This window comes from Borborobacter xinjiangensis, from assembly GCF_047739745.1.
GTDB lineage: Bacteria > Pseudomonadota > Alphaproteobacteria > Rhizobiales > Rhizobiaceae > Pseudaminobacter.
This window is the reverse complement of sequence record NZ_JBLLVA010000024.1, coordinates 15,880-34,374: the sequence shown is the minus strand read 5'-3', so window position 1 is coordinate 34,374 and position 18,495 is coordinate 15,880. Positions and strand designations below refer to the sequence as shown.

General features: G+C 62.3%; 16 protein-coding genes. 8 read left to right on the top strand and 8 right to left on the bottom strand.

Features of this window, described 5'->3' with window-relative positions; all coding sequences use genetic code 11:
• Positions 1-60 precede the first annotated feature (60 nt).
• Complete coding sequence (locus ACLKMW_RS20685; protein ID WP_415726412.1) at positions 61-981, bottom strand: LysR family transcriptional regulator; 921 nt, start codon at positions 979-981, stop codon at positions 61-63.
• Between the two features lie 233 nt (positions 982-1,214).
• Between ACLKMW_RS20685 and ACLKMW_RS20680 the strand changes: the two genes are divergently transcribed.
• The 4 genes from ACLKMW_RS20680 to ACLKMW_RS20665 all read left to right on the top strand — a co-directional run bounded on the left by ACLKMW_RS20680 (position 1,215) and on the right by ACLKMW_RS20665 (position 5,670).
• Positions 1,215-2,444 carry a urate hydroxylase PuuD gene (locus ACLKMW_RS20680; RefSeq protein WP_415726411.1) on the top strand — a complete coding sequence of 410 codons (1,230 nt, stop codon included), beginning with the start codon at positions 1,215-1,217 and terminating at the stop codon, positions 2,442-2,444.
• Complete coding sequence (gene guaD, locus ACLKMW_RS20675; RefSeq protein ID WP_415726410.1) at positions 2,441-3,763, top strand: guanine deaminase; 1,323 nt, start codon at positions 2,441-2,443, stop codon at positions 3,761-3,763. Before ACLKMW_RS20680 ends, guaD begins: the two co-directional genes overlap by 4 nt.
• Before the next feature lie 124 nt (positions 3,764-3,887).
• On the top strand, positions 3,888-4,391 hold the full coding sequence (locus ACLKMW_RS20670) for a heme-degrading domain-containing protein (protein WP_415726409.1): 504 nt from the start codon (positions 3,888-3,890) through the stop codon (positions 4,389-4,391).
• 13 nt (positions 4,392-4,404) lie between these two features.
• Positions 4,405-5,670 carry a glycerate kinase type-2 family protein gene (locus tag ACLKMW_RS20665; RefSeq protein WP_415726408.1) on the top strand — a complete coding sequence of 422 codons (1,266 nt, stop codon included), beginning with the start codon at positions 4,405-4,407 and terminating at the stop codon, positions 5,668-5,670.
• Positions 5,671-5,696: 26 nt separating this feature from the next.
• Here the strand turns inward: ACLKMW_RS20665 and ACLKMW_RS20660 are convergent, their stop codons facing one another.
• From ACLKMW_RS20660 to ACLKMW_RS20645, 4 genes are all read right to left on the bottom strand, one after another.
• A complete protein-coding gene (locus tag ACLKMW_RS20660; protein ID WP_415726407.1) occupies positions 5,697-7,082 on the bottom strand; it encodes a glutamine synthetase family protein in 1,386 nt (461 codons plus the stop codon).
• Between the two features lie 153 nt (positions 7,083-7,235).
• Positions 7,236-8,618, bottom strand: a complete 1,383-nt coding sequence (locus tag ACLKMW_RS20655; RefSeq protein WP_415726406.1) for an aspartate aminotransferase family protein — start codon at positions 8,616-8,618, stop codon at positions 7,236-7,238.
• 81 nt (positions 8,619-8,699) lie between these two features.
• On the bottom strand, positions 8,700-9,674 hold the full coding sequence (locus tag ACLKMW_RS20650) for a WD40 repeat domain-containing protein (protein WP_415726405.1): 975 nt from the start codon (positions 9,672-9,674) through the stop codon (positions 8,700-8,702).
• A gap of 6 nt (positions 9,675-9,680) precedes the next feature.
• Positions 9,681-10,748 (bottom strand): CobW family GTP-binding protein, encoded by a 1,068-nt coding sequence (locus ACLKMW_RS20645; protein WP_415726404.1) that lies wholly within the window; start codon positions 10,746-10,748, stop codon positions 9,681-9,683.
• Positions 10,749-10,990: 242 nt separating this feature from the next.
• On the opposite strand from ACLKMW_RS20645, the gene ACLKMW_RS20640 reads away from it, so the two are divergent.
• The 3 genes from ACLKMW_RS20640 to ACLKMW_RS20630 all read left to right on the top strand — a co-directional run bounded on the left by ACLKMW_RS20640 (position 10,991) and on the right by ACLKMW_RS20630 (position 13,596).
• Positions 10,991-11,470 (top strand): MarR family winged helix-turn-helix transcriptional regulator, encoded by a 480-nt coding sequence (locus ACLKMW_RS20640; protein WP_415726403.1) that lies wholly within the window; start codon positions 10,991-10,993, stop codon positions 11,468-11,470.
• 93 nt (positions 11,471-11,563) lie between these two features.
• Positions 11,564-12,505, top strand: a complete 942-nt coding sequence (locus tag ACLKMW_RS20635; protein WP_415726402.1) for a DMT family transporter — start codon at positions 11,564-11,566, stop codon at positions 12,503-12,505.
• A 68-nt stretch (positions 12,506-12,573) separates the two neighbouring features.
• Positions 12,574-13,596: a LacI family DNA-binding transcriptional regulator gene (locus tag ACLKMW_RS20630; RefSeq protein WP_415726446.1), complete on the top strand. Its 1,023-nt coding sequence runs from the start codon at positions 12,574-12,576 to the stop codon at positions 13,594-13,596.
• Positions 13,597-13,623: 27 nt separating this feature from the next.
• Here ACLKMW_RS20630 and ACLKMW_RS20625 read toward each other — a convergent pair whose 3' ends face one another.
• The gene (locus ACLKMW_RS20625; RefSeq protein WP_415726401.1) at positions 13,624-14,397 is read right to left on the bottom strand and encodes a gamma-glutamyl-gamma-aminobutyrate hydrolase family protein; all 774 of its coding nucleotides are present in this window, start codon (positions 14,395-14,397) and stop codon (positions 13,624-13,626) included.
• A gap of 278 nt (positions 14,398-14,675) precedes the next feature.
• Here ACLKMW_RS20625 and ACLKMW_RS20620 point away from each other — a divergent pair, with 278 nt between their 5' ends.
• Positions 14,676-15,782: a TRAP transporter substrate-binding protein gene (locus ACLKMW_RS20620; protein ID WP_415726400.1), complete on the top strand. Its 1,107-nt coding sequence runs from the start codon at positions 14,676-14,678 to the stop codon at positions 15,780-15,782.
• Between the two features lie 57 nt (positions 15,783-15,839).
• Here ACLKMW_RS20620 and ACLKMW_RS20615 read toward each other — a convergent pair whose 3' ends face one another.
• Positions 15,840-17,630 carry a TRAP transporter large permease gene (locus tag ACLKMW_RS20615; RefSeq protein ID WP_458575177.1) on the bottom strand — a complete coding sequence of 597 codons (1,791 nt, stop codon included), beginning with the start codon at positions 17,628-17,630 and terminating at the stop codon, positions 15,840-15,842.
• Positions 17,627-18,211, bottom strand: a complete 585-nt coding sequence (locus tag ACLKMW_RS20610; protein WP_415726399.1) for a TRAP transporter small permease subunit — start codon at positions 18,209-18,211, stop codon at positions 17,627-17,629. The genes ACLKMW_RS20615 and ACLKMW_RS20610 overlap by 4 nt, the downstream gene beginning before the upstream one ends.
• Positions 18,212-18,495 lie beyond the last annotated feature (284 nt).

The window sequence follows — 18,495 nt, the reverse complement described above, 5'->3', positions numbered from 1 at the left end:
GGCAGGGATAATCAACGAGGATGAAACAGAGGCCGGAACGAATCGTTCCTCGCAGCGCGGCTATTTGCCCGCCAACCGCTCGCGGATCATGCGCTGGCATCGCTCGGCCATGAAGTCGAGCAGAAGGCGTACTTTCGGGTCCTGCAGATTCTTGTGCGGATAGACGGCGGCAAGCTGGATCGGCGTGGGCGGGGTGTCGGGCAAAATGACCCGCAGCCTGTTTTCCTGGAGGTATGGCTCGACCTCGAAGCGCGGCTTGTTGACGATGCCGCGCCCGGACAGCGCCCAGCCGGTCAGCACGTCGCCATCGTCGGAATCGAAGGGGCCATGCACCTCGAATTTGGTCGGCCCCAACGGCGTGCTCAACATCCAGAAAAATTCGCGTGATCCCGGAAAGCGCAGCATCAGACAGTCGTGGCGTTTGTCGATGAGTTCCCGGGGCTCGCGCGGCTCGCCACGTTTTTCAAGATAGTCGGGAGATGCCACCAGCACGCGCTCACATTCCATGATACCGCGCATGCGCAGGCTGGAATCCTCCAGGAGCCCGAGCCGAAAGGCGACGTCGATGCCTTCCTTCATGATATCGACATTGTGGTCGGACAGGCGCAGCCGCACCTCGATGTCGGGATATTTGTCATGGAACTCCGGAATGCCGGAAGCGATCAGTCGACGTCCCAGTCCGAGCGGCGCGGTGACCCTGATGGTGCCGCGCGGCTGGCCGGAAAGGGCGCTGATGGCGGCCTCCGCTTCGGTAATGGCTTCCAAAACGCGCCGTGCGCCATCGTAAAAGACGGTGCCCTGCTCGGTCGGCATCAATTGCCGCGTGGTGCGGTTGAACAGGCGCACGCCGAGATGCTTTTCCAGTTCCTTGATGCGGTTGGAGGCTACGGCGGGCGAGATCCGCATGTCGCGGCCAGCGGCCGACAGGTTTCCGAGTTCGACGACGCGGACGAAAACGGCGATATTATCGAGATAGGCCATTGTGCCCTGAAGCCCCACGCAGAATTTTGACGGAAGCTATCATTTTCCATTTTTTTTTGAAAGTCCTCGCCTTTCTTACCTCTTTTCGTTTGAACGGCAGCACTTAAAGTCGGCAATCGGACGCATGACTGCAAAAATCCGAATCGAATTTCGGAAAGGGGAGTGGGCGTCGATTTGGATGTTTTGCAAGGTTCCTGTGCTGGTTCGGCGCGGAGACCTTAGGAGGGCTGTCGATGACCGATTTCGCGATCTTTTGGGACTGGCTGAGTTTCGGCGTGCGCTGGGCGCATGTCATTACCGGGATTGCCTGGATCGGTTCGTCCTTCTACTTCGTGGCGCTCGATCTCGGTCTGCGCCAGCGACCCGATCTGCCGAAAGGCGCCTATGGAGAGGAATGGCAGGTCCATGGCGGCGGGTTCTATCATATCCAGAAATACCTGGTCGCGCCGGCGCAGATGCCGGAGCACCTGACCTGGTTCAAATGGGAAGCCTACTTCACCTGGATGACAGGATTCGCGCTGCTGGCCATCGTCTACTATGCGGGTGCGGACCTTTTCCTGATCGACCGCAACGTGCTCGATGTGTCGCCGACGGTAGCAATCCTCATTTCGCTGGCTTCGCTCGGCCTCGGCTGGCTCATCTACGATCTTGCCTGCAAGTCGCCGCTGGCAAAGAACGATACCTGGCTGATGCTCGTGCTCTATGCGGTGCTGGTCGCCATCGCCTGGGGTTACACGCAGCTCTTCACGGGCCGCGCCGCCTTTCTGCATCTTGGCGCATTCACCGCCACCATCATGTCTGCCAACGTCTTCCTGGTCATCATTCCCAATCAGAAGATCGTCGTCGCCGACCTGATCGCCGGCCGTACGCCCGATGCGAAATATGGCCGGATCGCCAAGACGCGCTCGCTGCACAACAACTATCTGACGCTGCCGGTGCTGTTCCTGATGCTGTCGAACCACTATCCGCTGGCGTTCGGCACACAGTTCAACTGGGTTATCGCGTCGCTGATCTTCATCATCGGCGTGCTGATCCGCCACTATTTCAACACCGCCCACGCGCGCAAGGGCAATCCGACCTGGACCTGGCTCGCGGCCGCGATCCTGTTTATCGTCATCATCTGGCTGTCGACCGTGCCCAAGGTTCTGGTCGGCGAGGAGAAGGTCGCCGCCGGCGAAGACGTGTTCGTGACCTCGACGCATTTCCCGGCGGTGCGGGACACCGTGCTTGGCCGCTGTTCGATGTGCCATGCGGCCGAACCGGTCTATGAAGGCATCTATCATGCGCCGAAGGGCGTGGTGCTGGAGACGGATGCGGCGATCGCCAGCCACGCTCGGGAAATATACCTCCAGGCTGGCCGCAGCCATGCGATGCCGCCCGGTAATGTCACTGAGATCACGCCGCAGGAGCGCGCGCTGCTGGTGACGTGGTTCGAAGACGCAGGAAAGAAGACACAGCAATGACCACCACTCTTCTGCGCGGCCGCACGCTCAGCTTCATTCGCTGGCCTGACAGCGTCGATGACCATGGCGCCTATGCCTATGAGGAGGACGGCGGCCTTCTTCTGAAGGACGGTCGGATCGTCGCGGCCGGCGCTTATGCCGATGTCGCCGCGCAGGCCGAGGCGGGAGTACAGACCATCGATCATCGGCCGCATCTGCTGCTGCCGGGCTTCATCGACGCGCATGTGCATGTGCCGCAAATGCAGATCATCGCCTCCTATGGCGCGGAACTGCTCGACTGGCTGAACACCTACACGTTTCCCGAAGAATCGAAGTTCAACAATTCGCAGCATGGCCGCCGCATCGCGCGGCTGTTCGTCGACGAGATGGTGCGCCACGGCACGACGACGGTCGTCGCCTATTGCTCGGTGCACAAGGAATCCGTGCAAGCCTTCTTTGCCGAAGCGCATGACCGCAACCTGCTGGTCCTTGCCGGCAAGGTGATGATGGATCGCAACGCGCCGGCGGCCGTGCTGGATACGCCGCAATCCGGTTATGACGACACCAAGGCGCTGATTGCCGAATGGCACGGCAGGGGCCGCCAGCATTATGTCATCACACCGCGCTTTGCCATTACCTCCTCGCCCGAGCAAATGGAGATGGCGGGAGCGCTGGCGCGGGAATTTCCCGACCTGCATGTGCAGACGCATCTGTCGGAGAACCATGCCGAGATCGCCTTCACCCAGCAGCTTTACCCCTGGTCGAAGGACTATACCGACATCTATGCCCACTACGGCCTGCTGGGTCGCAGGACGCTGCTCGGCCACAGCATCCATCTTTCCGAGCGCGAGGCCGATGTCTTGTCGGACAGTGGATCGGTTGCTGTGTTCTGCCCGACCTCCAATCTTTTCCTCGGCTCGGGGCTGTTCGACTACCAGCGTTATCGCACGCGCGAGAAGCCGGTGCGCATCGCCGCCGCCTCGGATGTCGGCGGTGGCACCAACTATTCGATGCTGCGCACCATGGACGAAGGCTACAAGGTGATCGCGCTGAACGGCGAAAAGCTCAACCCGCTCGCCTCTTTTTGGCAGGTAACGCTCGGCAATGCGCAGGCATTGTCGCTGGATGACAGGATCGGCACGCTTGATGTCGGCACCGATGCCGACATCATCGTGCTCGATTCCGGCGCGACGCCGACCATGCAGCTCAGGATGGAAACGGTGGAAACGCTAGCGGAGGAGCTTTTCCTCCTGCAGACGCTTGGTGACGACCGGGCCGTTCGCGAGGTCTATGTGGCAGGCCGGCCAGCCAAGAGCGCCATGGCGTCGATCCTTTCCTGAAGGGGGACCTCTCGTTAAGCCGGTCACACTCTGAACGGGCTTGACCGGCGTCCCACATGTCATAAAACACGGCGCAACTTCAGCGCTGGGCATCGCCGGCGTCAACTGCCTTCGGGAAAGGCTGATGAGCGTCGCCGACGATATCGCGAAAATCATCCGGCAGGAAACGGAACTGGTGTTTGCGACCTTCGACGAGGCCGCGGCCTTCGAGGTGGGCTGCATCATCCGGACGCGCGCGCTAGCCGACAAACTGCCGATCATCATCGACATCCGGCTTTGGGACCGGCCGCTGTTCTACGCGGCTCTGCCGGGTTCGACCGCGGCGAACGCCAACTGGGCGCGGCGCAAGGGCAATGTGGTGAAGATGTTCCACAAGAGCACCTACCGCATGGTGCTGGAGAAGGGGCGAGAGGATCGCACCTTTCCGCCCGGCGAGGGGCTGGACCCTGCCGATTATGTGCTGGCCGGGGGCGGCTTTCCGATCCGGGTTGCCGGTGCCGGCGTCGTTGGCGTGATTGCCGTTTCCGGTCTGCCCGAGCGGCAGGACCACGGCGTCGTGGTCGATGCGATTTGTGAATATCTGAAGCTTGACCGTAATGCGCTGGCGCCTGCGCCGCCGAAAACGTGAGTGGAGCGTAAGTGTGACCGAGCTTGAACCAAAGCGTTTCCTCACTTCGATATTTCGCGTCGCCGTTGCCGCGGCCGATCCTGAACTGACGATCCGTAGCCATTTGCCCGAGAAGCCGAAGGGCCGCACGATCGTCGTCGGTGCGGGCAAGGGCGCGGCGCAGATGGCGGCGGCATTGGAGAAGGCATGGGATGGGCCGTTGGACGGTGTCGTCGTCACGCGCTACGGCTATGCCGCGCCCTGCGAGCGCATCCGCGTGCTGGAGGCGTCGCATCCGGTGCCGGATGAAGCTGGCCTTGCGGCGTCCAGGGCATTGCTCGATGCGGTGAGCGGATTGGGCGCGGACGATCTCGTCATCGCGCTGGTCTGCGGCGGCGGCTCGGCGCTTTTGCCGTCGCCTCCGCAGGGCCTGACGCTTGCCGACGAAATCGCCGTCAATGAGGCGCTGCTTGCCTCCGGCGCGCCGATCTCGGCGATGAATGCGGTGCGAAAGCACGTCTCCACGATCAAAGGCGGACGGCTCGCCGCGGCAGCACACCCGGCGCGAGTGGTTTCCCTCATCGTGTCCGATATTCCCGGCGACAATCCGGCGCTGGTCGCGTCGGGCCCGACAGTGCCGGACGAGGCATCGCGCGAAGATGCGCTCATGATTGTTGCAGCCTACGGCATGAAACTGCCCGATGCGGTGATGGCGCATCTGAACACGCCGCAAGCCGCCGCGCCTCGCCCTGACGACAAGCGCTTTGCCGGCAACCAGGTGCGGCTGATCGCGTCGGCCGCCGTCTCGCTCGAGGCGGCCGCGGACGAAGCCCGCCGGCAAGGCGTCGAGGCGATCATCCTTTCGGATTCGATCGAAGGCGAGGCGCGGGATGTCGGCTCCGTGCACGCAGCGATCGCGCGGGAGGTCGCTACTCGCGACAGGCCGTTCCGCAAGCCGGTGCTCATCCTGTCCGGCGGCGAAACCACGGTGACGCTGCGGGCCAGGGGAAAGGGCGGCCGCAACAGCGAGTTCCTGCTGGCTTTTGCGTTGGGGATTGACGGCGTCTCCGGCGTGCATGCGCTGGCGGCCGATACGGACGGCATTGACGGCTCGGAAGACAATGCCGGCGCCTTTGCCGATGGCGAGACAGTCATGCGCATGCGCACTGCCGGCATAGACGCCAAGGCGATGCTTGCCGGCAACAACGCCTGGACGGCGTTCAATGCCGTGGATGGGCTGTTCGTGCCTGGCCCGACCGGCACCAATGTCAACGATCTCAGGGCGATCCTGGTACGGTAGCGTTACCCGCGAGCAAAGGAATCGCCCTACACCTCGTGCAGGTAGAGGTGGTAGTCGAGTTCACTTACCGTGCGCGCGACGCGCAGGAGCTCCGCATATTTGATGGCGGTGAATGTGCGGTGCAGGTCTTCGCCCAACGCGTCCTTCAGGAACGCCGAGGCCTTCGCAGCTTCGATCGCCTCACGCCAGTCGGCCGGGATGGCTGCGCCAGACGTCTTCTGTTCATAGCCGTTGCCGGTCGTCTCAGGGCCGGGATCGAGCTTTTCGTCGATGCCCTTGCAAATGCCGGCAAGCACCGTCGTTGCGACCAGATAGGGGTTGGCGTCGACACCTGACGGGCGATGCTCAATGCGACGGTTCTTCGCGTCGCCGGCGGGCACGCGCAGGGCCACCGACCGGTTGTTGACGCCCCAGGTCGGCGCGATCGGCGCATAGGATTGGGACACGAAGCGGCGCCAGGAATTGGCGTGCGGCGCAAACACCAGCATGGATTCGGCCATGGTCGTCGCAAGCCCGCCGAGCGCGTGCAGGAGGGTAGGCGACCACTTGCCTTCCTTCGCCTCGGTGAAGATGTTTCGACCCGAATCGTCCTGCAGCGAGACGTGCAGATGCATTCCCGAGCCGGCATATTTTTCGATAGGCTTGGCCATGAAGCAGGCCGTCACGCTATGGCGGCGCGCCTGCGCCCGCACGATGCGCTTCAGCATGACAAGATCATCGGCCGCCTGCAGTATATCCTTGCGATAGTGCAGCGTCAGTTCGTATTGCCCGGGCGCATATTCGGAAATAATGGTTTCGGCCGGAATGTCCTGCGCGGCCGCTGCCGCGTAGATGTCGGCAAACAGCGGCTCCATGCCATGCAGATGATCGACCGAATAGACCTCGGTCTTGCCGCTCCCGCGGCCGTCGAGCACGGCATTTGCCGGCTGGGCGCGGCCTTCGGCGTCGCGCTCATTGGCAAGCAGGAAGAACTCAAGTTCGAAGGCGCCGGCCGGGCGCAGGCCCTTGGCTGAAAGCGCCTCAACCTGACGCACTAATGCCAGGCGCGGGTCGGAAGTCATCGGCGCGCCGTCGAGATGGAACATCGACATCAGCACCTGCCCGCGAGCCGGGCTGGTTCCGTGGAGCGGCTTCAGCGTGCCGGGAATGGGCCAGGCACGCAAGTCGCCGTCGCCTGAATCCCAGATCAGTCCGGTTTCGTGCACATCCTCGCCGGTGATGTCGAGCCCGAGGATCGAGATCGGCAGGTGGCGGCCGCCCTCATAAAGACCGGCCAGCTCATGGCGGCGGATGATCTTGCCGCGACCGACGCCGTTCACATCGGTAAGCACGATATCGAAGGCTTCGATCTCCGGATGCGCATCCAGAAATGCCTTTGCCTCGTCAATGGTCGAGCCGGAAGGTGATGTCATTGAATCTGGCTTCTCTGCTTGTGTGCCCCCTCACCCTTACCCTCTCCCCGTAAACGGGGCGAGGGGGGGCGCTGACGATCCGGCCTCGTCCTTCTCCCTGCATACGGGGAGAAGGTGCCGGCAGGCGGTTGAGGGGCCTTTCGCCCGCTTGTCTCACGCCACGAGCCTTACCGCAATATCGTCGAAGGCAGCGATGAGCCGGTCGACATGACGTTTCTTCGTGGCCGGCGAGATCAGCATCATGTTGTGGAAGGGCGCAATCAGCACGCCGCGATTGACCAGAGCTACATGGATCGCCGCTTCCAACTCAGGCGCGTGGGCGGCGCTCGCCTCGCTGCCATTGCGCAGCGGGCCGGGCGCGCAGATGAACTCGACGCGCGCGCCGACGCGGGCGACATGCCAAGGCAGACCGTGGCGTTTGATCGTCGCTTCGAGCCCGTCTGCCAGCCGAGCGGCAAGCTTCTCCATATGGGCATAGTTGTCCTCGGTCATGACCTCTTCCAGCGTCGCGCGCATGGCGGCGAACTGAAGCGGGTTGGCCGAGAGCGTCGTGCCGATGCCGGAATAGCCAGGCTCCTTCGTGCGATTATACTCGGCAAAGCTGGAGGCCACCGCCTCGCTCATGCCCCACACGCTGGCCGGAACGCCGCCGGCAACCGGCTTGCCGAGCACGAACAGATCAGGCTCAAGCCCATGCTTTCCCGTATACCCGCCGGGCCCGGTGGAGATCGTATGAGTTTCATCGATCAACAACAGCGTGCCGTTGTCGCGGGTGAGCCTGCGAACACCTTCGAGGAAGCCCGGCTCAGGCAGCACCATGCAGCAATTGGTCAACACCGGTTCTGTGATGACGCAGGCGACGTCCTTATGCGCAAGCTCTGCCGCAAGGGCTGCCAGATCGTTGAACTCAACGACGCGTGTGGCTTGCGTGAGGTCGCGGAATTCACCGGCAAGCCCGGCCTTGTTGGCGGGCCTTCCGTCGAAAAGGCGCACGAAGGTCTCGTCCACAGCGCCGTGATAGCAGCCATTGAAGACCAGTATCCTGGAGCGGCCGGTCACCGCGCGCGCCACCCTCAGCGCAAAACGATTGGCGTCCGAGGCGGTGGTGGCGATCTGCCAGTGCGGCAGGCCGAAGCGCTCGGCCAGTAAACCTCCAAGTACCAGTGCGTCCTCGGAAGGCAGCATGTAGGTGAGGCCCCGCCTGCTTTGGCGACGGATGGCGCGGGCAACCGGTTCCGGCGAATGGCCGAACATCGAGCCTGTATCGCCGAGGCAGAAATCGGCCAGCCGGTTGCCATCTGTATCGGTGATGGTGGCGCCCTTGGCGCGCTCGACCAGGATGGGGAACGGCGTCGGCCAATCCTTCATCCAGTGCATCGGTACGCCGCCGAAAAAGCCGGCCAGCCCGTTGCCTATGGCCGCTTCGGATTTCGGGCGGGCGGCACGGAAGTCTCGCGTCTCCGCCGCTTGAATCTCGTCTATTCGCGCCAGACTGACGCCGCCCTGTGTTGCGGCCCTGCTCTTCGATATGTCCAAGATTGCCTGCCTGATTGCCCCTGCAAGCCTTGGTTTGTAGCTGCCCGCTGGCGGGCAGGCAATGGTGCGCCCTTTGCGGGTTCAGCCGGTGATATCGATCACGCCGCAGTCGCCGGCGTCGGAACCGAAAACCAGGCGTCGCTCCTCGTCGTCCCAGGCCATGGAAGTAATGGCGCCTTTGCCGGGACGACGCAGCAACACCTCCTTCTGGTCGGCGAAGCGGGCGGCGAGCACCATGCCGTCATTGTAGCCGATGGCGACGATATCCTGGCTAGGATGGCAGGCGACGCAGGTCACGGCGGTATTGCCGCGGGTACCGAGCTCCAGCGGCGCCTTGCCCATCGGCCCGTCTTTGCCGGAAAACGGCCATACGATTGCCGCCGGCGCGCCGGAGCTTGCCAGCCATTTGCCTTTGGCGCTCCATGACAGGCTTTTGACCTTAAGCGGGTAGCCACTCATGCGCATGTGCTTGCCGTCGGCAAGCTTCCAGCCGTGCAGCGCGTTTTCCTGCATTGTGGTGACGACGAAATTGCCGTCCGGCGAGAAGGTGATACCGGTATGGGCGCCCGCCCATTCCAGTTCCACTGGTTTTCCCTCGGTTGCAGGAAAGTGCAATGTCGCGCCGTTGTAGCGAGCGACCCCGAAACGCATGCCTTTGGGCGCGAAGGCGAGCCCCTCGACCGAGCGCGGGTGGACGAACTCCTTGACCTTGCCATCTGGGAGCCGCGCGTAGGCCGTCTTGCCGGTGGCGAAAGCAACCGCGCCTTGCGGGCCGCTTGCCACGCTGGCGATCCATTTCTTCCCGATCTCGGCCAACGCCTCGACGGTATCGCCGGGCCGCAGCGCACACACCTTGCCGTCCTCGCCGCCGGTGATGAGACGGTCTTGAGCCGGATCGTAGTCGGCGCAAAGCAGGCCTTCATGCAGTTCGGTCCATTTGTGGCCATGATCGAGTCGGTGAACGACGCCATCGGCCAGCGCGAAATGCGGAACGCCGCCCAGGAACAGGGCGGCGATGCAATGACCTTCGAGATCAAGAGGGGCGACTGTGGGCATTGAGAATCACGCCGCCTGACAGGCGTCGAAGCTGCGCTTCAGCCGTTCGGCGTCCAGTTCGCGGCCGATGAAGACGAGGCGGCTTTCATGTTTTTCGCCGTCCTTCCAGGCGCGCTGATGGTCGCCTTCGACGATCATGTGGACACCTTGGACGACATAACGCTCCGGATCGTCCTTGAAGGCAATGATGCCCTTCAGCCGCAATATATTGGGACCCTCCATCTGCGTGATCTTCTCGATCCACGGAAAGAACTTCTTCGGGTCCATTTCCGCGCCGCGCAGCGACACGGACTGCACCGTCACGTCATGGATTGCCGAAGCAGCGCCATGGTCGTGATCGTGGTGGTGATGATGATCATGTCCGTGGTGATGGTGGTCGTGGTCGCAATCGGGTCCGCATTCATGGTCATGGTCGTCATGCGCTTCGAGGAAATGCGGGTCGTTTTCCAGCGCCCGGCTGAGATCGAAGGCGCCACGGTCGAGCACCTCTTCGAGTTTCACGCCTGCGCGCGTGGTTCGATGGATCGTAGCTGCGGGGTTGATGGCGCGGATCGTCGCCTCGACCTCGCGCAGCTCCTCAGGCGTGACAAGATCGGTCTTGTTGAGCAGCACCACGTCGGCGAAAGCGATCTGGTCTTCGGCCTCGCGGGAATCCTTCAGGCGCAGCGGCAGATGCTTGGCATCGACCAGCGCCACCACGGCATCGAGCTTGGTCTTAGAGCGGACATCCTCGTCCATGAAGAAGGTCTGCGCGACCGGGACGGGATCGGCAAGGCCGGTGGTCTCCACCACGATGGCGTCGAAGCGGCCGGGGCGGCGCATCAAGCCTTCGACGACGCGGATCAGGTCTCCGCGTACCGTGCAGCAGACGCAGCCATTGTTCATTTCGTAGATTTCCTCATCGGACTCCACGATCAGGTCGTTGTCGATGCCGATCTCGCCAAACTCGTTGACGATGACGGCGTAGCGCTTGCCGTGGTTTTCGGAGAGGATGCGGTTCAGCAGCGTCGTCTTGCCCGAGCCGAGATAGCCCGTCAGCACCGTCACCGGAATCTGCGTTTGTGCTTCGCTCATTGTGGTCCTCGATGGGAATTGTCGCCTCCATATAGGACGGCGATTGCGGTTTTGCACGTGCCAATAGCGCCGTTTCGCACCATCGGATTTGTGTCAGGCGGGGTGGAATTTAGTTTGTCATCTAAATGAAATGTGTATCTGGCATTAGGCGTTCGTGCCTTGGGGGCAATTTCGATTGCCATCAAGCTTTCGGCAATTATTCTGCGCGCCGGGCATCGGTGCGGCCAGGAGTGGAACGAGCAATGGCCAAGACCAACAGAAGCGCGACGATGAGCCGGCTGCATTCGGCGGCGAGGCTGTCGCGCACCGCACTTGCCGCCCGGCTGATGGCGCATGGATTTTACGCCGGGCAGGACCAGGTGATGCTGGCGCTCGACCAACAGGATGGGCAAACGCCAGGCCAGCTAGCCGCCAGATTGGGCGTTCGTCCGCCGACCATCACCAAAACCATCAACCGGCTGCAGGTCCAGGGCTTTCTGGAAAAGCGCGCCTCGGAAGCCGATGCGCGACAGGCCCACATCTTCCTCAGCGAGGCGGGGCGCGAGACGATCCGCGCCATCGAAAAATCTGTCCGCAAAACCGAAAAGCTTGCCTTTCGCGGCCTCGACAAGAAGGACCAGAAGCTGCTGGCAAAACTGCTTTCCAAGATCGAAGCCAATCTCTCCGACAGCGCGACGGCCGAGGCGGAAGTCGAGGCTGAGGCGATGGAACTGGAAGAATAACGCTCGTTCGGGCCTGGACCATAGCTTTCCGGCTTGCCCGCGCGATAGCCGGCAAGCGATGCTCATTGCCAAGAATCAGTCGGTCGGGCATTTGTGAGCACGTCTTCCACACAAACTGAAACGGCAACGCCGCTCTCGGCGATCCTGCTGGTGTTCGGCGCCGGCATGCTATTTTCCTGCCTCGACGCCAGCGCAAAATATCTGGTGCTTTCGGGCATGTCGGCGCCATTCGTGTCGTGGGTGCGGTTCACGGTACATGTGGTGCTGGCGTTGGTGCTGTTTCGCTGTTGGCGCAACCCGGCGATGTTCCGCGTCCGCAGCCTGCCGCTGCAGGTGCTGCGCGGCGTCTTCCTGTTCGGCTCGACCTTCTTCAACTTCAAGGCGTTGGAGACGCTGCAACTTGCCCAGACAACCTCGATCTTCTTCTTCGCGCCGATGGTCATCACCGCGCTTGCCGGTCCGCTGCTTGGCGAATGGGCCGGCTGGCGGCGCTGGCTGGCCATTCTTGTCGGCTTCGTCGGCGTCATCGTCATCACAAGGCCGGGCGTGGGAAGTTTCCAGATCGGGCATATTCACGCGCTGACTGCCATGGTCAGCTACAGCCTCTATGTCCTCATGACCCGGCACATGGGCGCGAAGGAAACGCCCGAGAGCCTCATCTTCTATTCGGCGCTCGCGCCTGTGGTGATGATGCTGCCGGTGGTGCCCTACACTGCCTCGATGCCCTCGGACGCCTTTCACCTCGCGATCCTGCTGATGCTCGGCTTTTTCGGCGGATTCGGCCATTGGCTGCTGATACAGGCCTACCGACAGGCGACGGCCACGGCTCTCGCGCCCTATCCTTATCTGCAAATGGTCTGGATGGTCGGCCTTGGCTACATGATCTTCGACCAGTTTCCTGACGCCTGGACCATGGTCGGCGCCGGCATCATCGTGGCCAGCGGTCTCTACATCGTGCACCGGGAACACAGGCTGCGGCTTGCAAGTCGAAGCGTTCCCAGCGCCGAAGATGGCGACTTGGCAAAAAGGCTTTGATTCGACAGCGTTCGATGGCATAAGGCCGATTTAAACAGTTTAAATCGATTGCCTGCCTGGAGGACGCTCTGGCTCAGAAGATCAAGCTTTCGACCATCGCCGACGCGCTTGGCGTTTCGACGGCCACCGTGTCCTTGGCGCTGCGTGACAGCCCGCTGGTCGCCGATGGCACCCGCGACCGTATCAAGGAACATGCGCGAGCGATCGGCTACATCTACAATCGCCGTGCGGCCAGCCTGCGCACCTCGCGCTCGGGGATCGTCGGCGTTGTCGTGCATGACATCATGAACCCGTTCTTCGCGGAAATATTGCGTTCCATCGAAAGCGAGCTCGACCGCAGCCGGCAAACCTTCATCCTTTCCAATCATTACGACCAGCTGGAAAAGCAGCGAACCTTCATCGACACGCTGCTGCAACTGGGCGCTGATGGGGTGATCATGTCGCCGGCGATCGGCACGCCGCCCGAAGACATCATCATGGCCGAGGAAAACGGCCTGCCGGCTGTGCTGATCGCCCGCACCGTCGAGGGTGCGCACGTGCCGGTGTTTCGCGGCGATGATGCCTATGGCACCGGCCTTGCCACCAATCACCTTATTTCGCTCGGGCACAAGCGCATCGCCATGATCGGCGGCACCGACCAGACCTCGACCGGACGCGACCGCTACCAGGGCTACGTCGCGGCGATGGAGACCGCAGGTCTCGAGGTCAAGCCGACCTGGCGCATTCCGGGGCCGCGCACCAAACAGGCGGGCTTCGAGGCCGCCGGTCAGTTCCTGGCGCTCAAGGACCGGCCGACGGCGGCCGTCTGCTGGAACGATCTGGTGGCGATCGGCCTGATGAATGGCATTTCGCGTGCCGGCCTCGTACCGGGCGTGGACATATCGGTCACAGGCTATGACGATCTGGAGGAGGCGGCGATCGCCACGCCCGCGCTCACCACTGTCTGGAACGGGCAGCGCGAAGTCGGACGGCGCGCGGCGAGCGCGCTGCTCGACAAGCTCAACGGCCAGCCGGTGCGGCGTTCGCAGGAACTTATCCGGCCTGAACTCCATGTCAGGCAGTCTACGGGAAAGCCGGTGGTCCGCTCCTGATCGAGCAGCAGGGAAAGCGGAAGGGCCTTATTCGGCCGCGTCACGCAGGCTGCTGCGGGCGGCGGCATGCAGCCGGACCGCATCGCCGAACGCCTTAAAGACCTGCGCCGAGACGTTGTCTGACTTCACCCAATATTCCGGATGCCATTGCACACCCACGGCAAAGGCGCGCGCATCCTTCACGGAAACGGCTTCGACAGTTCCGTCGCTAGCCAGGGCTTCGACCTGGAGATTCGAGCCGAGGCGGTCGACGCCTTGCCGGTGAACGGAATTGACGACGATCTCACCGGCGCCGAACACATCGGCCAGGCAACTGCCGGGCTTGATCGTGATCGGCTGGCGGATGGCGAAGCGTTCGTCCTGGCTGTCGCTGACCGGCGCGCGATGATCGAGCGCGCCTTCCCGCTCCTGAATTTCGGTTGCGAGCGTGCCGCCGAGCGCGACGTTCATTTCCTGGATACCACGGCAGATCGCCAACAGCGGCACGCCGTGCTCGATCGCCTTGCGGATCAGCGGCAGGGTGGTTGCATCACGTTCATGGTCATAGGGTCCATTCGCCTCGCTCGCGTCGCCGCCATAAAGCGAGGGATGCACGTTCGACTTGGAGCCGGTGATCATGACGCCGTCGACCGACAGCAGAAGCTGGTCGAGATCGAGACGATCGCCAAAATTCGGGACAAGCACCGGGAAGACGCCGGAGCCGGCAATCGCCGCCTCCAGATACTGCCTTGGCGTGGCATGCCAGCTGTAGTTTTCAAACTGTTTGACGTCCGTGGAGACGGCGACGAGCGGCTGGTGCATCTGATGCTTCCGGTTGAGGAGACGGCGTTACGCTATAAATAGGCGAAATTCGGACCGCTTTCCAATAGAGTTTCAAGAGCCGTGCGACAGGGTGCAAATCATCGTTCGGCGGCTCCGGGGCTGATGATTTGCGTTCGAGTGAAGACCTGCACCGTCGCGCCGTTGACGCTGGACTTGCTCCAGACGCTGTGTTTTGTTCTGTCAGTATTGATGCTGCAAGACCGGACAATTCCAAAGGTTTCCGGCCGCCATTCCTGATCATCCAAGGGAGGAACTACATGGATCGCCGTTCATTTATTGGCAAGGCCGGGTTGGCAGGAGCCGGAGCGGTCGCCGCGACCACGCTGGCGGCACCGGCCATCGCCCAGACCAATCCCAAAATCAACTGGCGGCTTGCCTCTTCATTCCCGAAATCCCTCGACACGATCTATGGCGGCGCGGACGTGCTTTCCAAGTATGTCTCCGAAGCGACCGACGGCAATTTCACTATCCAGCCCTTTGCCGGCGGCGAGTTGGTGCCCGGCCTCCAAGCGGCGGATGCGGCGGCGGCGGGCACTGTCGAGATGTGCCATACGGTGGGATATTATTACTGGGGCAAGGATCCGACGTGGGCGCTTGGCTCGGCGGTTCCGTTCTCGCTCAACGCGCGCGGCATGAACGCCTGGCTCTATCAGGGCGGCGGCAACGATCTTTACAACGAGTTCCTGGATAGCCAGGGCCTGTATGGGCTTCCCGGCGGCAACACCGGCGTGCAGATGGGCGGCTGGTTCCGCAAGGAAATCAACACCGTCGCCGACCTCAAAGGCCTGAAGTTCCGCGTGGGAGGCTTCGCCGGAAAGGTGCTCGAGAAACTGGGCGTGGTGCCGCAGCAACTCGCGGGCGGCGACATCTATCCGGCTCTCGAAAAGGGCACGCTCGACGCCGCCGAATGGGTCGGGCCTTATGACGACGAGAAGCTCGGCTTCTACAAGGTTGCACCCTACTACTATTACCCCGGCTGGTGGGAAGGCGGGCCGACGGTCCACTTCATGTTCAACAAGGCGAAGTGGGAAGAACTGCCGGCCAGCTACAAGGCGCTGCTGCGTGTGGCCGCCCAGGCCACCGATGCGAACATGCTGCAGAAATACGACTACGTTAATCCGGGCGCGGTGAAGTCGCTGGTTGCCAACGGCGCACAGTTGCGGCCGTTCAGCCAGGAAATATTGTCGGCCTGTTTCGATGCGACCAACGAGGTCTACGCCGAGATGGAAGCCACAAACGCCCCATTCAAGAAGATCTGGGATTCGATCAAGGCGTTCCGCAAGGAGCACTTCCTGTGGGCACAGATCGGGGAATACAACTACGATACGTTCATGATGATCCAGCAGCGCAACAACAAGCTCTGAAGTGTCAGTTGTTCAAGAAAAACCCCGGAGCCGAACTCCGGGGTTTTTTCTTGCCTATCAGTTGAAACTGGGTGGCTTCGACAGATCGTTGGCCGGAGGGTGCTGCTGCGGTTGCGGCTCCGGACTTGTGAAGCTCGGCGGCTTGCTCAGGTCGTTGGCCGGGGGCTGCGGTGTGGTTGGCGCCGGTGCTCCGCCGTTGCCGGGCGCGGGGGCGCCCAGCGGCGGCAGGCCAAGGCCGGGCAGTTCGGGGATGGTGATGTCGATTGTGCTCGGGTCGACCACCTTGCCCTTGTAGTGCAGGACCATCTGCGGGAAAAAGATCAGGACGCCGACCATCACGACCTGAATGACAACGAAGGGAACGGCGCCCCAATAGATCTGTGCGGTGGTCACCGGCGCGATCTTCTTGCCGATCACCTTGTCGACATAAGGCACCCTGGCCGCCACCGAGCGCAGGTAGAAGAGGGCGAAGCCGAACGGCGGATGCATGAAGCTCGTCTGCATGTTGACGCCAAGCAGGACGCCGAACCAGATCAGGTCGATGCCCAGCGTTTCGGCGGCGGGCGCCAGCAGCGGCACGATGATGAAGGCCAGTTCGAAGAAATCGAGGAAGAAAGCCAGGAAGAAGACGAGCAGGTTCACCACGATGAGGAAGCCGACTTCGCCGCCGGGCAGCGAGGTTAGCAGGTGCTCCACCCATACGTGGCCGTTGACGCCGTAGAATGACAGCGAAAAGACCCGCGCGCCGATCAGGATGAACAATACGAAGGAGGAGAGGCGCGTGGTGGCCTCAAGCGCCGAGCGCATCACTGCGAGGTTCAGGCGGCCCTTGGCGGCGGCCATCACCAGCGCGCCGACCGCACCCATGGCGCCGCCTTCGGTGGGGGTGGCGATGCCGAGGAAGATGGTGCCGAGCACCAGGAAGATCAGCGCCAGCGGCGGAATGAGGACGATGATGACCTGCTGGGCCAATTTCGACATCAGGCCGAAATTCATGCCTCTGTCGATGATGGTGAAGGCGTAGATGGCGATGATGCCGACGGTCGCGCCCCATATGTCGGCGTTTGCGCCCACGGTCGGCGTCATGAGCACATGGGCGGCGTAGGCGATTGCCCCGGCCGCGGCCAGCGCCACCACGAGCGACGTGATGCCGTGCCCCAGCGTGCGCGCCTCCAGCGGCAGGGCGGGCATCGAGGCTGGGCGGATGATGGACATGGTCAGGATGTAGGCGCCGTAAAACAGCGTCAGCACCAGGCCCGGAATCAGCGCGCCCGCATACATGTCACCCACCGAGCGGCCAAGCTGGTCGGCAAGCACGATCAGCACCAGCGACGGTGGAATGATCTGGGCGAGCGTGCCGGACGCGGCGATGACGCCCGATGCAACGCTCCGATCGTAGCCATAGCGCAGCATGATCGGCAGCGAGATCAGCCCCATGGCGATGACCGAGGCTGCCACCACGCCGGTCGTGGCAGCAAGCAGCGCTCCGACGAAGATCACCGCATAGGCAAGTCCGCCGCGGATGGGGCCGAAAAGCTGGCCGATCGTGTCGAGCAGGTCCTCGGCCATGCCGGATCGCTCAAGGACGATACCCATGAAGGTGAAGAAGGGAATGGCAAGCAGCGTTTCGTTTGAGAGGACGCCCCATAGTCGTTCGGGCATCGCATAAAGCAGCGGCCAGGATAGATTGATCACGTTGCCGGAATAGGGGGCGAGTTCGACCCCGATGAAGAAGAAGAGCAGGCCGTTCGCTGCCAGCGAAAACGCCACCGGATAGCCGAGCAGCAGGAACACGACCAGCGAACAGAACATGATCGGGGCCATGTTCTCGGCGATGAGATGGATCACTGGCGGATTTCCTTGGCGAGAGTTTCCGCTTCCATCTCCACCATCTCATGGGCCGAGACGAAGGGATTGGGATCCTCCATATCGCCGCGCAATATGGCGATCTTCTTGATGATCTCCGAGATTCCCTGGACGCCGAGCAGGACGAAGCCGACCAGCAGCAGCGACTTGGCCGGCCACAGAATGAGTCCGCCGGCATTGTTCGACATTTCTCCGGATCGGTAGGACAGGCCGACGTAAGGCACGAGGTAGAAGATCATCAGAAGGACGAACGGCATCAGGAAGACGACATGCCCGAAGAGATCGATCCAGTGCTGGGTGCGGCGGGAAAACATGCCGTAGACGATGTCGACCCTTATGTGCTCGTTCTCCCGAAGCGTGTAGGCGGCGGCAAGCAGGAAGGCTGCGCCGAACAGATACCATTGCAGTTCCAGCCAGGCGTTGGAGGACATGCTGAATACCTTGCGGATGACGGCATTCCCGGCGCTCACCAGAACGGCCGCCAGGATCATCCAGGATACCCATCTGCCTATGAGTGAATTCACGCGGTCGATGAGGCGGGAAAGAGCGATCAGCCCTGCCATGCATTCCTCCCATTATATCCCGCGCTGGTCTTTTGCCGATTGCGCCAGCTTGCCGCGCTTAATCGGTATTCCGACAGGCAGGTGTGCGTCAACACATGTTGGCTCACTACCCGGTACGGCTTATGCCAATGGATGCCGATGGTCCATGATGTTTGGGCGCATTTGCGGGCATTTTCCGCGGGCAGGCCTGGCCGCAGCGTTGCAGGCCAAGCGTCAGACTGGACCTCGACTGCAAGGAGGCCAACATTAAGCTATCCTGTCTTGACGCTGGCCCGAATCAACCA

Bases quoted from the DNA above. Each gene is read 5' to 3' on its own strand.
- ACLKMW_RS20610 (WP_415726399.1), bottom strand. From the start codon at position 18,211: ATGGCAGGGCTGATCGCTCTTTCCCGCCTCATCGACCGCGTGAATTCA.
- ACLKMW_RS20640 (WP_415726403.1), top strand. From the start codon at position 10,991: ATGGCCAAGACCAACAGAAGCGCGACGATGAGCCGGCTGCATTCGGCG.
- guaD (WP_415726410.1), top strand. From the start codon at position 2,441: ATGACCACCACTCTTCTGCGCGGCCGCACGCTCAGCTTCATTCGCTGG.
- ACLKMW_RS20670 (WP_415726409.1), top strand. From the start codon at position 3,888: ATGAGCGTCGCCGACGATATCGCGAAAATCATCCGGCAGGAAACGGAA.
- ACLKMW_RS20620 (WP_415726400.1), top strand. From the start codon at position 14,676: ATGGATCGCCGTTCATTTATTGGCAAGGCCGGGTTGGCAGGAGCCGGA.
- ACLKMW_RS20625 (WP_415726401.1), bottom strand. From the start codon at position 14,397: ATGCACCAGCCGCTCGTCGCCGTCTCCACGGACGTCAAACAGTTTGAA.
- ACLKMW_RS20685 (WP_415726412.1), bottom strand. From the start codon at position 981: ATGGCCTATCTCGATAATATCGCCGTTTTCGTCCGCGTCGTCGAACTC.
- ACLKMW_RS20660 (WP_415726407.1), bottom strand. From the start codon at position 7,082: ATGACATCACCTTCCGGCTCGACCATTGACGAGGCAAAGGCATTTCTG.
- ACLKMW_RS20650 (WP_415726405.1), bottom strand. From the start codon at position 9,674: ATGCCCACAGTCGCCCCTCTTGATCTCGAAGGTCATTGCATCGCCGCC.
- ACLKMW_RS20645 (WP_415726404.1), bottom strand. From the start codon at position 10,748: ATGAGCGAAGCACAAACGCAGATTCCGGTGACGGTGCTGACGGGCTAT.
- ACLKMW_RS20680 (WP_415726411.1), top strand. From the start codon at position 1,215: ATGACCGATTTCGCGATCTTTTGGGACTGGCTGAGTTTCGGCGTGCGC.